Source organism: Sphingobium agrisoli, from assembly GCF_041877245.1.
GTDB lineage: Bacteria > Pseudomonadota > Alphaproteobacteria > Sphingomonadales > Sphingomonadaceae > Sphingobium.
On sequence record NZ_JBHDJI010000003.1, the window covers coordinates 183,169 to 197,664 of the forward strand.

Genomic DNA, 14,496 nt, shown 5'->3' on the forward strand with positions numbered 1-14,496 from the left:
GAACCCGCCCTTTGGGCCAGCTTGGGAGCCAGGCGGCATCTCGTCCATTGAAGGGCGATGCCCATCCTCATCCCCGTCCTTGGCGACCAGCTAAGCCTCGATCTGGCCTCACTGCGCGCGGTGGACAAGGCGGACGCGATCGTCCTGATGATGGAGGTCGCCGACGAAACGACCTATGTGAAGCATCACAAGGCCAAGATCGCCTTCATCCTGTCCGCCATGCGCCACCATGCAGAGGCGCTGCGCGACGCGGGATGGACGGTCGATTATGTCAGGCTCGACGATCCCGACAACAGCGGCTCCTTCACCGGCGAAGTCGCGCGGGCCGTCGAGCGCCACGCGCCCGACGCCATCCACGTCACCGAAGCGGGCGAATGGCGCGTCCGGGCGATGCTGGAAAGCTGGCAGGACCGCTTCGCCATGGCCGTCACCATCCACGAGGACGACCGTTTCCTATGCTCCCATGCCGATTTCGACACATGGGCGGCGGCGCGCAAGCAGATGCGGATGGAATATTTCTACCGCGACATGCGCCGCAAGACCGGGCTGCTGCTGGATGACGAGGGGCAGCCCGAGGACGGGCAGTGGAATTACGACGCGGATAACCGCAAGCCCGCCCCTGGCCGCGACCTGCTGATGCCGCAGCCGATCCGCTTCCGCCCCGACGCCATCACGAAAGAGGTGCTGGCGATGGTGGCCGATCGCTTTTCCGACCATATCGGCAGCCTCGACCATTTCGCCTTCGCCGTGACCCGCGCCGATGCCCTGCGCCAGCAGAAGCGGTTTCTCGATGAAGCGCTGCCTCGCTTTGGCGACTATCAGGACGCGATGCTGACCGACGAGCCGTTCCTGTGGCACTCGATCCTTTCGCCCTATATCAACGCCGGGCTGCTCGACCCGCTGGGCCTGTGCCGCGAGACGGAGAAGCGTTATCGCGCCGGCAAGGTGCCATTGAACTGCGCGGAGGGCTTCATCCGCCAGATCATCGGCTGGCGCGAATATGTGCGCGGCGTCTATTGGCACGAAGGGCCGGACTATGGCTCCCGCAATGCGCTGAACGCCACGCGCGATCTGCCTGCCTTCTACTGGACCGCCGAGACCGACATGCATTGCATGGCCCAGGCGATCGGCCAGACCATCCACCATGCCTACGCCCATCATATCCAGCGGCTGATGATCACCGGCAATTTCGCCCTGATCGCCGGGATCGACCCGCACCAGGTCCATATCTGGTATCTGGAAGTCTATGCCGACGCGTATGAATGGGTCGAAATGCCCAACACGGTCGGCATGGCGCTGTTTGCCGACGGGGGGCTGCTGGGGTCGAAACCCTATGCGGCGGGCGGCGCCTACATCAACCGGATGTCCGATTATTGCCGCTCCTGCCGCTATGACGTCAAGCAGCGGGTGGGCGAGGACGCTTGCCCGTTCAACGCCCTCTATTGGGATTTCATCGCCCGCAACGGGAAGATATTGGCGCGCAACCCGCGCATGGCGATGCCGTATCGCACCTGGGAAAAGATGGCGGAGAAGGACCGCGCCGCCATCCGCGAGGCGGCGGCGCGGTTCCTCGATAGCCTGGCCTAGCCCACCCCGCACAATGTCAGCATCCGCGACGCCAGCTCGCGTTCGCCCATCACGATATGCGGCACGCCCAGCGATTCGAGATGCGCGACCTCCTCGTCGCTGTGCGCGCGGGCGATCACGTTCAGGTTGGGGTTGAGGTGGCGCGCATGTTCGTGGATCGCGCCGCCCTCGAAACCCTCGGGCACGGCGATCAGCATGTTGCGCGCCTCGCCGATTCCCGCCGCGCGCAGATGCCGGTCCTCCAGCGCATTGCCGCGCACGACGATATGTCCCGCCTCGCCGGCTTCCTCCGCCTTTTCCTTGTCGCCCTCGACGACCACGAAGTCGACGCGCTTGGCGGCCAGTCGCGCGGCGATCAGCTTGCCGACGCGGCCGTAGCCGACGAGGATCGTATGGCCCATGGCCTGGGCGACCTGCTCGTCGGCGGCCGACGGCACATCCTCTTCCTTGCGGTGGCCGCGGACGATCATCGAGAAAAGGATGGGGTTGAGGAAGATCGACACCATCGCGCCCGCCAGGATCAGGTCGCGCGCATCCGCCGGCAGAACGCCCAAGCCCGTGCCGAGCGAGGCGAGGATGAAGGAGAATTCGCCGATCTGCGCGAGGCTGGCGGCGATGGTGAGCGCGGTGACATTGGCATGGCCGAAGGCGCGGACGATGCCCCAGGCGGCGATGGACTTTCCGATGACGATGATCAGCACGGTCGCCAGCAGGGGAAGCGGCTGCTCAACCACGATCGCGGGATTGAACAGCATCCCCACCGACACGAAGAACAGCACCGCAAAAGCGTCGCGCAGAGGCAGCGTCTCCTCGGTCGCGCGGCGGCTTAGCGGGGTTTCGCCCAGGATCATGCCCGCAAAGAACGCGCCCAGCGCGAAGGACACGTCGAACACATAGGCCGCGCCGAACGCGACGCCGAGCGCGATGGCAAGAACGGCGAGCCGGAACAATTCCCGCGATCCGGTATGCACGACCCAGTGCAGCGCCCAGGGAATGATGCGTCGACCGACCACCAGCATGACGACGACGAAGCCCACCACCTTGAGCAAGGTGCCAAGCAGCGGCGCGAGCAGCGCTGAGGCCCCGCCCCCATCCGCGCTGGTCATGACCGCGGCCAGCGCCGGCAGCAGCACGAGCGCCAGCACCATCACCAGATCCTCGACGATCAGCCAGCCGACCGCGATCCGCCCGCGCCGCGTATCGACCAGGTCCGCGCCCTGCAAAGCCCGCAGCAGCACGACCGTGCTGGCGACCGACAGAGCGAGACCGAAGACGAGTCCGCCCATCAGCGTCCATCCCATCAGATGCGCCAGCCCCATGCCGAGCAGCGTCGCTACGGCGATCTGCACCAGCGCGCCGGGCACCGCGATATTCTTGACCGACAGCAAATCCTTGAGCGAGAAATGCAGCCCCACCCCGAACATCAGCAGGATGACGCCGATTTCCGCCAGTTCGTTGGCAAGGCCGGCGTCCGCCACGAAGCCCGGCGTGAAGGGGCCGACCATGATGCCGGCGATCAGATAGCCGACCAATGGCGAGAGTTTCAGCCGATGGGCGATCGAACCCATGAGGAAGGCGACGACGAGACCGGCGACGATGGTCCCGATCAAAGGTGTATGGTGAGGCATTGTTTTTTCTCTTCAAGCGGCCGGACGCGCATGTGCGCGTCCGGCCCTGTTCACGTCATTCCACGATGCTGATCATGGTCATGGACAGCATGGCGGCTGCAAGTCCGAGGCCGGTCATGACCGCGGGCATGAACCACCAGGGCGGACGGCGCCGGGAGCGCTCATCCAACGGGTCATCGTCATGGGGCATGGTGTCCCTCCTGTGCCGACGAAAGCTCGCGCCGGGCGAGCCGCTTCAAATCGTCAGGCCGCGATGGGGGGCGCGCGGGACCGGCCGGTGCGGCGAAGAGAGGCAGGAACGGAGGCAGACGCGCGCCGCCGCGTGAAGAAAGCCGGCATGACGAACGGTGTCAGGGCCAGAATCGGCAGCACCGCCAGAATCCCGACGAACGGCACCGCCTTGCCATCGGGCAGCCGCTCCGGCCGCGCGTCCGCGCGGACCGCCGGGCGTGTCTTGAGCACCACGTCGCTGGTCGCGGGATTGAAGGCGGAACCCCGCGCCCGGCTCAGCGGCGGACCGAGTGGCGCGAGGGCGGACAGGAGCGTGACGGCAATCAGGGTCCAGAGCGCGGCGAGAATCGCGGGGCGATGACGCCCCTTGCTTCCCTTCCGTCGGTCTGCACCGTCCTGCCGCATCGTCGCTCCTGCCCGGGCCTCGATAGATCGGGCCTCGATAGATAAGGCGCCGGTCCTGCCAAAACCACCCCGCAAAACCGTGCCGGATCGGTTGACAGCGCCATGTCCTTCCACTAACGGGCCACATTCCCGCGCGGGTCGAGAGGATTTGCTCCTCGATGATCTGCGTAAAGCAGATTTGAACGAGAAGAGACAAGCCATGTTCGCTATCGTGCGTACAGGCGGCAAGCAGTATCGCGTCGCCGCCGGAGACAAGATCGTCGTTGAGAAGCTGGCCGGTGAAGCCGGCGACAAGGTCACGCTGGGCGACGTCCTGTTCGCCGGCGAAGGCAGCGACGTGAAGGATGTCTCGAAGCTGACGGTCGCCGCCGAAATCATCGCGCAGGCGAAGGGCGAGAAGGTCATCGTCTTCAAGAAGCGCCGCCGCCACAATTATCGTCGCAAGAACGGCCATCGCCAGAATCACACGATCCTCAAGATCGTGTCGATCGCCTGAGCCGCAGCGCAGCAGAATCAAGGAGTTTAGGTCATGGCACATAAGAAAGCTGGCGGTTCGTCGCGCAACGGTCGCGATTCAGAGTCGAAGCGCCTTGGCGTCAAGAAGTTCGGCGGTCAGGACGTGATCGGCGGCAACATCATCATTCGCCAGCGCGGCACCCGCGTCTATCCGGGCCGCAATGTGGGCATGGGCAAGGACCACACCCTCTTCGCGCTCGGCGAAGGCAAGGTGGTGTTCCACACCGGCAAGCTCGGCCGCAAATATGTGTCGGTCGACGCAATGGCCGAAGCGGCCGAATAACGGACGACCGATGACGGGTCGTCCTTCAGGGGCGATCCTCCCGGCGTTTGGATGACTATTCCGACGCCGGTGTCCGAGGGAACAAGGGGCGCTCCTCACCAGAGGGGCGCCCCTGTTCGCGTTGGGCGGCATTTCCCCTCAAATTCCCTCAAGTCACTGGAACTAAGCGGCTTTTCGCGCGTCATGCGAGCAAAGCCGATAGCCCAGGAGCAGCGTCGTCAAGCCGTCATCATGGGCGGCTAACGGCGCACCCAAGAGGAGAGACGAGAATGTTCGCCCGCACCCCGCGCCTGCTGCTGCGTCCCGGCTGGATGGAGGACGCGCCCGCGCTGGCCCACGCCATCAACGACCCTGCCGTCGCGCGGAACCTGTCCCGCGTGCCCAGCCCCTATACCCGCGCCGACGCCGAGGCATTCCTGGCCTTGCCGCAGGATACGCGCTTGCCCCGGCTGCTCGCCTTCACCCGCACCAATGGCGCGCCGCGCCTCGTGGGCGGGTGCGGCGTGCATCTGGATGAGGAGGGTCGCCCGGAACTGGGCTACTGGATCGCGCGGCCCTATTGGGGCCTCGGCTTCGCCACGGAGGCAGGACGCGCCGTGCTGTCGATGGCGCGCGCGGCCGGTGTCGCCGACATCCGGGCAAGCCATTTCATCGACAACCCCGCGTCTGGCAACGTCCTGCGCAAGCTCGGCTTCCGCCATGACGGCAAAACCCGGCCGTTGTTCAGCGTCGCGCGCGGTGCGACGGTCGAAAGCCTGATCTTCGAGGAAGGCGACGTCGGGCAGTTGAACGACGACCCGGCGATGGCTGTTTACGCAGACGCGCTGCTGGTGGCGGCCTGAGCGGGGCGGCGTCTCGGCCGATCGAAAACCCGCGTCGGCCTGCCGCCATAGTCGGCGTCGGTCAATGCCGCAAAGCCGAGCTTTTCGGCGACCTTGATCGACGCGGCATTGTCCGGATCGATGATGCAGCGGATCGACGGCGCGTCGACATGGCCGTCCACCCAATCGAGCACCGCCGCCATCGCTTCGGTCGCGATGCCCCTCCCCCAGGCGTCCGGCCCCAGCACCCATCCCGCTTCGGGCACGCCCTCCAGTTCAGCAAGGCCGCGTTCCGCGTTCAACAGTCCAGCCTCGCCCAGCATCGCTCCGCTCGCCCGGTCCTCGACCACCCACATGCCATAGCCGAGCAGCGCCCACATGCCGGCGTAGCGCAGCAGGCGGAACCAGACCGCCTGCGCCTCCTGCGGCGCGCCGCCGATGAAGCGGACGACATCGGCATCGGCCCAGAGGCGGCGACAGGCGGCATAATCGTCTAGGCGATGCGGGCGAAGGATGAGGCGGGCGGTTTCGAGGACGGGGGCTTCAGGCATGGGGCGATAAAAGAGCGCGCCCGTCCCCTCGTCAAGCGGGGGAGACTATGTCCCCGGTCACCCGCGCATCGGCATAGGGCGTATCGGGAAGAGCAATGAGCGCGCGGTCGTCCACCGCCCACGGATGAAAGCCCGGCAGGAAATAACCCGCCCAGGGCAGCGCTATGCGGCGAAGGATGCCGGGCCGCACCAGTGCGTAGCGAAGCAACCCGCCCCACGCCCGCCCGTCGGTGATCCCGTCCTGCCGCAACAGGTCCATCATGCCGCGCGCGCGATGATGCAGGAAATGCCTGGTGACGATCAGCATCATCAGCGTCCTGACCCACCAGCGCTTGAACCGCGTCCAGTCGCGGGTGGCATGAACCCATGTGTCATGCGCGACGCCCTTATGCTCGATCTCCTCGACCGCGTGCCAGCGCCAGAGCGCCGCCAATTCCGGGTCCGCTCCGTCCAGATGGCTGGGATCGCGCAGCAACTCATGCGCCAGGATCGCGGTAAAATGCTCCAGCGCCATGGTCGCGGCAAGCCGCACGATCGGCGGGCGTCCGTAGGCGAGGTCCAGCACCAGCGTCACATCGTCGTCGAGGCGCGACACGTCATACCCCTGATCGGTCATCTGCCGGTTGAACGCCAGATGCTCCCGGCCGTGCACCACCTCCTGCCTGATGAACGCGGCGATCTCCCCCGCCAGCTTCGTCGGCACATCGTCGCGGAAGGCCCGGACGGAATCGATGAAGAAGGCCTCACCCCGCGGAAAGGTGATCGACAGCGCATTGAAGAAAGCCGTGGCGATCGGATCATTGTTCAGCCAATGTCGCCCGCGCGCACGGTCCCGTCCAAAGCGGCGATCGCGCGGAGTGATGGTGAGGTCGGTGGGTGTCACGGGACGCCTCCTTCGCTTACTTACATTGATGTAAATACGAGCTACTGACACTGATGTCAATAATCCGCGCGCGCCTCACCCCCGACGAAAGCCGCCTCGCCGCCGTCGAGGCTGCGCGGACGCTCCTGATCGAAGCAGGCCCGCAAGCGGTCACGCTCAAGGCCGTCGCGGCGCGGATCGGGAGAACGCACGCCAATCTGCTCCACCATTTCGGGTCTGCGGCGGGCCTTCAGAAGGCGCTCGCCGCGCATCTGGCCGACATGATCACCGCCAGCATCGGCGAAGCGGTGGACGCGGCGCGGCGCGGCGAAGTCAGCCCGCGCACCATCGTCGACATGACCTTCGACGCCTTCGACGCGCAGGGCGCGGGCGCGTTGGCGAGTTGGATGCTGTCATCGGGCAACGAGGATGCGCTCGATCCGGTGGTGGAGGCGATCCACCGCCTGGTCGAAAAGCTCGCGGCAAGCGCGCTGACCCCGAACATGGGCGACATCATTCGCGAAAATACGCTGATGCTGGTGCTGCTGGCGCTGGGCGATTCGCAACTCGGCGGGCCGATGGCCGCCGCGATCGGCCTGTCTCGCGAAAAGGCGCGCGAGATCGCGACGCGCAGCCTCACGTCGGCGCTGCTTCAGGAGGCAGCGACCTTTGCCGCGCAGGCCAAGGTTTAACTTTGCCGCATATGGCGTTATGGGCGCGCCATGCATTTCCTCGATCAAGCGAAAATCTACATCAAGTCCGGCTGGGGCGGCCCCGGCGCGGTCAGCTTCCGGCGCGAAAAATATGTCGAATATGGCGGCCCGGACGGCGGCAATGGCGGCAAGGGCGGCGACATCATCTTCGAGGCGGTCGCCGGGCTCAACACGCTGATCGACTTCCGCTACACCCAGCATTTCAAGGCGCAGCGCGGCCAGCCCGGCATGGGCAAGAACCGCTATGGCGCGGGCGGCGAGGATTTGGTCATCAAGGTGCCGGTCGGCACGCAGATCCTGTCCGATCCGGTTCCCGTCGAGGGGACGGAGGACGCGGAAGACGGCACGATGGAATATGAGCAGGAGCTGCTCGCCGACCTTACCGAAGTCGGCCAGCGGCTGGTGCTGCTGCGCGGCGGCGACGGCGGGCGCGGCAACCTGTCCTACAAGACCAGCACCAACCGCGCGCCGCGTCAGCATGGCACCGGATGGCCGGGCAAGGAAATGTGGGTTTGGCTGCGGCTGAAGCTGCTCGCCGACGTGGGCCTCGTGGGCATGCCGAACGCCGGCAAGTCGACCTTCATCAACCAGGTGACGAACACCAAGGCGAAGGTCGGCGCCTATGCCTTCACCACCACCAAGCCGCAACTGGGCGTCGTGCTGCACCGCGACCGCGAATTCGTGCTCGCCGACATCCCCGGCCTGATCGAGGGCGCGGCGGAGGGCGCGGGGATCGGCGACCGGTTCCTGGGCCATATCGAGCGATGCCGGGTGCTGCTGCACCTGATCGACGCGACGGCGGACGACCCCGTCGATGCCTTCCGCATCGTGACCGACGAACTGGCGGCCTATGGCGGCGGCCTTGACGAAAAGCCGCAACTGGTGGTGCTGAACAAGGGCGACCTGCTGGGGCAGGAACTGATGGAGGACATCGCCGGGCAGCTGCGCGAGGAGGCGGACGTCGAGGATGTGTTCATCATCTCCGGCGCGACCGGCGAAGGCGTGGGCGCACTGCTGGACGCGGTGCTGCCGCTGCTCGACGAACCGGCCGAGGCGGACGAGGAGGACGCGCCCGAGGCCGAAAAGCCATGGTCGCCGATCTGACCTCCGCCTGAATCCCCGAACGGATGTTGAGTAAGTGACCCACCCCCTTTCCGGCTTCCCCCCTGCCCTCATCCGCCGCCTGGTCGTGAAGATCGGGTCGGCGTTGCTGGTCGATCCGGCGGGCGAGGTCCGCACCGACTGGCTCCGCACGCTCGTCGCCGACGTGGCGGAGCGGCACGCGGCGGGGCAGCAGGTCATCATCGTCTCCTCCGGCGCGATCGCGCTCGGCGCGCGGCGGCTGAAACTGCCCAAGGGCGGTCGCGCCAGCCTGGAGGACGCGCAGGCGGCGGCGGCGACCGGGCAGATCGCGCTGTCGCAATGCTGGGCCGGGCTGCTGGCCGAACGCGGCATCACCGCGGCGCAGATGCTGGTGACGCTGGACGACCTTGAAAATCGCCGCCGCTACCTCAACGCATCGGCCACGCTGGAGCGGCTGATGGCGCTGCGCGTCGTACCCGTGGTCAACGAGAATGACAGCGTGGCGACCGCCGAAATCCGCTTCGGCGACAATGACCGGCTCGCGGCGCGCATCGGACAGGCGGCACGGGCCGACGCGGTTGCGCTGCTGTCGGACGTGGACGGGCTTTACACCGCCAACCCGCACGTCGATGCGGATGCGATGCTGATCGAGACGATAGAGACGGTAGACGCGGCGGTCATGGGCATGGCCGATGACGGCTCGGCGTCCGGCATGGGATCGGGCGGCATGGTGTCGAAGATCCAGGCGGCGAAGATCGCCACCGGCGCGGGCGCGCACCTCGCCATCCTGTCGGGCAAGGTGGATGCGCCGCTGTCGCATTGGGCGAAGGGCGGGCGTGGCTCGATCTTCATGGCGGCGCAGGGCAAGGGCGCGCGCAAGGGCTGGCTTGCCGGACGGCTGACGACGCGCGGGCGGCTGGTGATCGACGCGGGCGCGGAAAAGGCGCTCGGGCGCGGCAACAGCCTGCTCCCCGCCGGGGTCGCCAGCGTGGAAGGGCTGTTCGAGCGCGGCGACGTCGTGGACATCGTCGCGCCGGACGGCCGGGTGATCGCGCGCGGCCTGGTCGAATATGACAGCGCCGCCGCCGCGAAGATCGCCGGCCGCCGCAGCGAGGAGATCGCCGCCCTTCTGGGCGAAATGCCGCGCTCCGTCCTCGTCCACCGCGACCATTTGGCGATGATGTGAAGCCCGTGCCGTTCAGGATTGCCATGACGGGTGCGACCGGCTTCGTCGGGACCGAGGTGCTGGAGCAGGCGCTGGGCGAAGGGTTTCGCGTGAACGCCCTGACCCGCAAGGCGCAGCCGCCCCGCGCCAGGCTCAAATGGGTGCCGGGATCGCTGGAGGACGCCGCCGCGCTCGATACGCTGGTGCGCGACGCCGACGCCGTGATCCATATCGCCGGCGTGGTGAACGCGCCCGACCGCGACGGGTTCGAGGCAGGCAATGCGCGCGGCACGGTGGCGGTCATCGACGCGATGCGGCGGCGCGGCATCAGGCGGCTGGTGCATGTCTCCTCGCTTGCCGCGCGGGAGCCCAAGCTGTCGGACTATGGCTGGTCCAAGGAACTGGCCGAAAAACATGTCAAGGCAAGCGGCCTCGACTGGACGATCGTGCGCCCGCCAGCGATCTACGGCCCCGGCGACCGCGAGATGCTGGAACTGTTCCGCATGGCGAAGCGCGGCATCATGATGCTTCCGCCCGGTGGACGGCTGTCGGTCATCCATGTCGGCGACCTCGCCCGGCTGCTCCTCGCCCTGGCGCAGGAGAAGGAGAACAGCCTGACCCGCAGCTACGAAGTCGATGACGGCGTGGCCGGCGGCTGGGACCACAAGGATTTTGGCGCGGCGATCGGTCGCGCGGTCGGGCGCAATGTCCGCGTGATGGCGACGCCCGAATGGCTGCTGTGGATCGCGGCGCGCGCTGACCGGCTGGTGCGCGGCAAACGCGCGAAGCTCACCCCCGACCGCGTCGACTATTTCTGCCATCCCGACTGGGTGGCCGCGAAACGCAAGCAACCGCCCAAGCGGCTCTGGCTGCCGCAGGTTCCGACCGAAGAGGGGCTGAAGTCTACGGCGGCGGCGTATCGGGAGAAGGGGTGGCTGTAGCCGCTGAGGGCGCCCAAACTGTTGGATGGCGGATTTGGGTGGTTAGCGGCCGCCTGCTTCCGTCTCTCCTACCCTAATTAGCCAACAGCCGGATTGTAAGAGGAGACCGCCCTCCGTCCATCTGAGGCAGCTAGACGGCTCGTCCAGTGGTTCCGCTAAGACAGAATTCGCGTTTTATCTCCAAGAATTTGGGTAAACGCTCCACCATCTCCGTCAGCTGTGAATTTGATCGATACCTCGACGGTTCGTTTGCAGGCTTCGATCGGCCAGACTTCAGTCCAACTGCCGGAGTAGCGAATTCCAAAGACATTTTTACCGACGCTCGCCTCCCCAACCGCAATCCGTGTGACTCCCAAAATCGTCTTTTCGTTGGAACTGCACGTAACGCCCGCTCGCTCGAGAGCAATGGTTGCGGCAAGTTGAGCCGCCGGGAGCGTATCGCCAATCAGCGAATCCCATGCATAGGAAATCCCGCGGTTCACGCGGACTGTGCGTAAGCTATTGTCAGCGTTCTGCAGGACCATAAAGCGCATGGGTGCCTGCTCACAACCCGGCAATTTCGCGGTTACGAACCAGGCGTTCCTCAACGCTTTTCGTAAGATGGCATTGAAAGCATATCGATCGGCAGTTGCGGGTTCGATCGTGTCGATTGCAATATCCGAACTATTGCAATCGGCCTTCCCGCCATAGATTTCGCCCGCTTCTCCTCGAATCTCTGTTTTCAAAATCTCATCGGCAGGGACGGGCGCGGCGGCGTTCCATTCATTAAGTCTCGCCAAGATCATCGGATGTTGAGCATCCAAGGGGGCAAGAGGGACAAAAAGGGCCATCAGTAAGGCCAAGCATCTACCGTTCATCGCTCATATCCATCATCAGAATTCCGTGCCAGTATATACTCGTAGCCTCTGATTGCTCAAATGGCGCCGACGCGATATCCGCAATCTGGAGACAGAAATAGCTAATCTCCCGTCCGCAACTAATCGATACGCAACACGCCCTCAATCTACCCTTCCACCGCCGGCTTCTTCGCCCGCTGCTCCGCCAGAAATTCGCTGATCGCCTGCCCGCTGGCGTTGAGCAAAGGATAGGTGCGCGCGTCGCTCAGCCAGTCGGGACGGCGCGCCGCGCTACCGTAGAAGGTGTCATAGACCAGGCTGAAGGCAAGGAAGACCAAAGTCGCGCCGATCAGCCCCTTGACTGCGCCGAAGCCTGCACCCAGCACCCGGTCCACCGGCCCAAGCACCGACTGGCGCGTGCGGCGGCCGATGGCGTGGGCGATCAGCTTCCCCGCGCCGAAGGTGACGCCGAACACCAGCACCAGCGCCAGCATCGCCGCGCCGCTGCTGTTGCCGACGAAGGCGCTGAGCAGTTCGGCCGCCGACGCATGGAACAGGCGGATGGCGAAGATCGCCAGCACCCAGGCGATCAGCGACAGCGTTTCCAGCACGAACCCGCGCATGAGGCCGAGAACGGCGCAACCGCCGATCGCGAGCAGGACGAGAATGTCGATGGCGTTCATGCCGCGCGTGGCTATCCCCGCCCGAGCATCTGGTCAACAAGCTGACTCAAGGTGCGGAAGCCGCTGACGGCGATCCCCTTGACCCCGTCGGCCGCCGACGCAGGGATGAAAGCGCGGTTGAAGCCCAGCTTCGCCGCTTCCCGCAGCCGCAGCGGCGCATGGGCCACGGGTCGAATCTCGCTCGACAGCGCAATCTCCCCGAACAGCACCACATCGGCCGCAACCGGCCTTTCGGACAGCGCGGAAATCAGCGCGGCGGCGACGGCCAGGTCGGCGGCCGGATCGCTCAGCCGATATCCCCCCGCGACGTTCAGATAGACTTCCGCCGTCGAAAAGCTGAGGCCGCAACGCGCCTCCAGCACGGCAAGGATCATGGCGAGCCGCCCGCTGTCCCACCCCACGACCGCGCGCCGGGGCGTTGCCCCGCTGGACAGCCGCACCACCAGCGCTTGAATTTCGACCAGCACCGGCCGCGTCCCCTCCAGCGCCGGAAAGACCGTCGCGCCCGTCACCGTTTCGTCCCGATGCGTCAGGAACAAGGCGGACGGGTTGGCGACTTCCTCCAGCCCCTCCGCCACCATGGCGAACACGCCGATCTCGTCCGTGCCGCCAAAGCGGTTCTTGATCGCGCGCAGGATGCGATATTGGTGGCTGCGCTCGCCCTCGAACGCCAGCACGGTATCGACCATATGTTCGAGCACGCGGGGCCCCGCGATGCTGCCGTCCTTGGTCACATGCCCGACCAGGATCAGCGCCGTGCCACGCTGCTTGGCGAATTTGATGAGTTCCTGCGACGACGCCCGCACTTGGCTGACCGTGCCCGGCGCGCCTTCGATCAGGTCGCTGTGCATCGTCTGGATCGAATCGATCACCAGCAAGGCGGGCGGCGGCCCCTCCCCCAGCGTCGTCAATATGTCCCGCACCGACGTGGCGCTCGCCAACTGCACCGGCGCATTGCCAAGGCCAAGCCGCTGCGCCCGCAACCGCACCTGATCGGCCGCTTCCTCGCCGCTAATATAGGCGACGCTCAGCCCGCGCGCGGCGATCCGCGCCGCCGCCTGAAGCAGCAGGGTCGACTTGCCGATGCCGGGATCGCCGCCGATCAGCGTCGCCGATCCGCTGACGATGCCGCCGCCCAGCGCCCGGTCGAACTCGGCGATGCCGGTGGAGGTGCGCGGCGGCAGTTCGACCTGGCTGTCGAGGCCGACCAATGTGATCGCCCGCCCGCCCCCTTGCAGGTCATGCCGCGCGGAAAAGACCGTCTCGGCCGCTTCCTCGACGATGCTGTTCCATTCGCCGCAATCCTCGCACTGGCCCTGCCACCGGCCGGTGACGGTGCCGCATTGCTGACAGACGAACTTACGCTTTGCCTTGGCCATGCCACAGCTATGCCGGGGCATGGCGAACAATGCAAGAACATCGCACGAGACTCTGGAAACATCCGCGCCGCTGGCGCATTGATCCGGCATGACAACGATCCGCGTCGCGAGCTACAATATCCGCAAGGCCATCGGCACCGACAGGCGGCGGGTTCCCGAGCGGGTGCTGGAGGTGTTGAACGAGGTCGATGCCGACGTCATCGCGCTTCAGGAGGCGGACCGGCGCTTTGGCGTGCGCTCGGCGGCGATCCCGCCGCACCTGATCGAGAAGGCGAGCGATTACAAGCCCGTGCCGCTCAATGTTCAGGTCGATTCGATGGGCTGGCACGGCAATGCGCTGCTGGTCCGCAAGGCGGCGGAGATCGGCGCGCATGACGTGCTGCACCTGCCCTATCTGGAGCCGCGCGGCGCGACCATGGCGGAGGTCGGCGTGAATGGCGCAGCCCTGCGCGTGTTCGGCATGCATCTCGACCTGTCGGGCCTGTGGCGGCGCAAGCAGGCCGCCGCCGTCATCCATGCCGCTGGCCAACGCGACGCGATGCCGACGGTGCTGATGGGCGACCTTAACGAATGGAGCGCGGATCGCGGCTGCCTCGCCGATTTTGCGCGCCATTACAGCTTCGCCCCATGCGGGCGCAGCTTCCACGCGCGCCGTCCGGTGGCGCGGCTCGACCGGATCATGCATTGCGGTCGGCTGACGCTGAAGGATTGCGGCGTCCATGAAAGCGCGGCCGCGCGCAAGGCGTCCGATCATCTGCCGATCTGGGCGGACTTCGCGATTGGCTAAGGCCCCCTCGACAATCCGCCCACCC

17 protein-coding genes are annotated in these 14,496 nt (G+C 66.2%); 9 read left to right on the forward strand and 8 right to left on the reverse strand.

All coding sequences use genetic code 11. The features are described from left to right. Positions 1-57: 57 nt before the first annotated feature. Positions 58-1,587, forward strand: a complete 1,530-nt coding sequence (locus ACETPF_RS07375; RefSeq protein WP_373933750.1) for a cryptochrome/photolyase family protein — start codon at positions 58-60, stop codon at positions 1,585-1,587. Here ACETPF_RS07375 and ybaL read toward each other — a convergent pair. Genes ybaL through ACETPF_RS07390 form a run of 3 tightly spaced genes read right to left on the reverse strand, consistent with a single transcriptional unit; the run spans position 1,584 to position 3,851 of the window. After that, positions 1,584-3,215, reverse strand: a complete 1,632-nt coding sequence (gene ybaL / locus ACETPF_RS07380) for a YbaL family putative K(+) efflux transporter (RefSeq protein ID WP_373933752.1) — start codon at positions 3,213-3,215, stop codon at positions 1,584-1,586. The two genes, ACETPF_RS07375 and ybaL, sit on opposite strands and share 4 nt — an antisense overlap. Positions 3,216-3,270: 55 nt before the next feature. Beyond that, positions 3,271-3,405 (reverse strand): hypothetical protein, encoded by a 135-nt coding sequence (locus tag ACETPF_RS07385; RefSeq protein ID WP_373933754.1) that lies wholly within the window; start codon positions 3,403-3,405, stop codon positions 3,271-3,273. A gap of 53 nt (positions 3,406-3,458) precedes the next feature. After that, positions 3,459-3,851, reverse strand: a complete 393-nt coding sequence (locus tag ACETPF_RS07390; RefSeq protein ID WP_373933755.1) for a hypothetical protein — start codon at positions 3,849-3,851, stop codon at positions 3,459-3,461. Between the two features lie 199 nt (positions 3,852-4,050). Between ACETPF_RS07390 and rplU the strand changes: the two genes are divergently transcribed. From rplU to ACETPF_RS07405, 3 genes are all read left to right on the forward strand, one after another. After that, positions 4,051-4,347 carry a 50S ribosomal protein L21 gene (gene rplU / locus ACETPF_RS07395; protein ID WP_328281094.1) on the forward strand — a complete coding sequence of 99 codons (297 nt, stop codon included), beginning with the start codon at positions 4,051-4,053 and terminating at the stop codon, positions 4,345-4,347. A gap of 33 nt (positions 4,348-4,380) precedes the next feature. Beyond that, on the forward strand, positions 4,381-4,650 hold the full coding sequence (gene rpmA / locus ACETPF_RS07400; protein WP_009822431.1) for a 50S ribosomal protein L27: 270 nt from the start codon (positions 4,381-4,383) through the stop codon (positions 4,648-4,650). A 269-nt stretch (positions 4,651-4,919) separates the two neighbouring features. Then, positions 4,920-5,492, forward strand: a complete 573-nt coding sequence (locus tag ACETPF_RS07405) for a GNAT family N-acetyltransferase (RefSeq protein ID WP_373933757.1) — start codon at positions 4,920-4,922, stop codon at positions 5,490-5,492. Here the strand turns inward: ACETPF_RS07405 and ACETPF_RS07410 are convergent. Together ACETPF_RS07410 and ACETPF_RS07415 are read right to left on the reverse strand one after the other, a co-directional pair. Continuing rightward, a complete protein-coding gene (locus tag ACETPF_RS07410) occupies positions 5,462-6,022 on the reverse strand; it encodes a GNAT family N-acetyltransferase (protein WP_373933758.1) in 561 nt (186 codons plus the stop codon). The two genes, ACETPF_RS07405 and ACETPF_RS07410, sit on opposite strands and share 31 nt — an antisense overlap. 31 nt (positions 6,023-6,053) lie before the next feature. Then, positions 6,054-6,905: a metal-dependent hydrolase gene (locus ACETPF_RS07415; protein ID WP_373933759.1), complete on the reverse strand. Its 852-nt coding sequence runs from the start codon at positions 6,903-6,905 to the stop codon at positions 6,054-6,056. A 53-nt stretch (positions 6,906-6,958) separates the two neighbouring features. Here ACETPF_RS07415 and ACETPF_RS07420 point away from each other — a divergent pair, with 53 nt between their 5' ends. Genes ACETPF_RS07420 through ACETPF_RS07435 form a run of 4 tightly spaced genes read left to right on the forward strand, consistent with a single transcriptional unit; the run spans position 6,959 to position 10,786 of the window. Further along, the gene (locus tag ACETPF_RS07420) at positions 6,959-7,576 is read left to right on the forward strand and encodes a TetR/AcrR family transcriptional regulator (RefSeq protein ID WP_373933760.1); all 618 of its coding nucleotides are present in this window, start codon (positions 6,959-6,961) and stop codon (positions 7,574-7,576) included. 30 nt (positions 7,577-7,606) lie between these two features. Beyond that, positions 7,607-8,701, forward strand: coding sequence for a GTPase ObgE (gene obgE, locus ACETPF_RS07425; protein WP_373933762.1), 1,095 nt, complete (start codon positions 7,607-7,609; stop codon positions 8,699-8,701). Between the two features lie 34 nt (positions 8,702-8,735). After that, complete coding sequence (gene proB, locus ACETPF_RS07430) at positions 8,736-9,866, forward strand: glutamate 5-kinase (protein ID WP_373933763.1); 1,131 nt, start codon at positions 8,736-8,738, stop codon at positions 9,864-9,866. A gap of 23 nt (positions 9,867-9,889) precedes the next feature. Then, positions 9,890-10,786, forward strand: a complete 897-nt coding sequence (locus tag ACETPF_RS07435; protein WP_373933765.1) for an NAD-dependent epimerase/dehydratase family protein — start codon at positions 9,890-9,892, stop codon at positions 10,784-10,786. Between the two features lie 155 nt (positions 10,787-10,941). Here the strand turns inward: ACETPF_RS07435 and ACETPF_RS07440 are convergent, their stop codons facing one another. The 3 genes from ACETPF_RS07440 to radA all read right to left on the reverse strand — a co-directional run bounded on the left by ACETPF_RS07440 (position 10,942) and on the right by radA (position 13,684). Then, a complete protein-coding gene (locus tag ACETPF_RS07440) occupies positions 10,942-11,616 on the reverse strand; it encodes a hypothetical protein (protein ID WP_373933766.1) in 675 nt (224 codons plus the stop codon). A 173-nt stretch (positions 11,617-11,789) separates the two neighbouring features. Continuing rightward, positions 11,790-12,305 carry a CvpA family protein gene (locus tag ACETPF_RS07445; RefSeq protein WP_373933767.1) on the reverse strand — a complete coding sequence of 172 codons (516 nt, stop codon included), beginning with the start codon at positions 12,303-12,305 and terminating at the stop codon, positions 11,790-11,792. A gap of 11 nt (positions 12,306-12,316) precedes the next feature. Continuing rightward, a complete protein-coding gene (gene radA, locus ACETPF_RS07450) occupies positions 12,317-13,684 on the reverse strand; it encodes a DNA repair protein RadA (RefSeq protein ID WP_373933768.1) in 1,368 nt (455 codons plus the stop codon). Positions 13,685-13,772: 88 nt separating this feature from the next. Between radA and ACETPF_RS07455 the strand changes: the two genes are divergently transcribed. Continuing rightward, entirely contained in the window at positions 13,773-14,471 is a 699-nt protein-coding gene (locus tag ACETPF_RS07455; protein WP_373933770.1) for an endonuclease/exonuclease/phosphatase family protein, read from the forward strand. Positions 14,472-14,496: the final 25 nt, after the last annotated feature.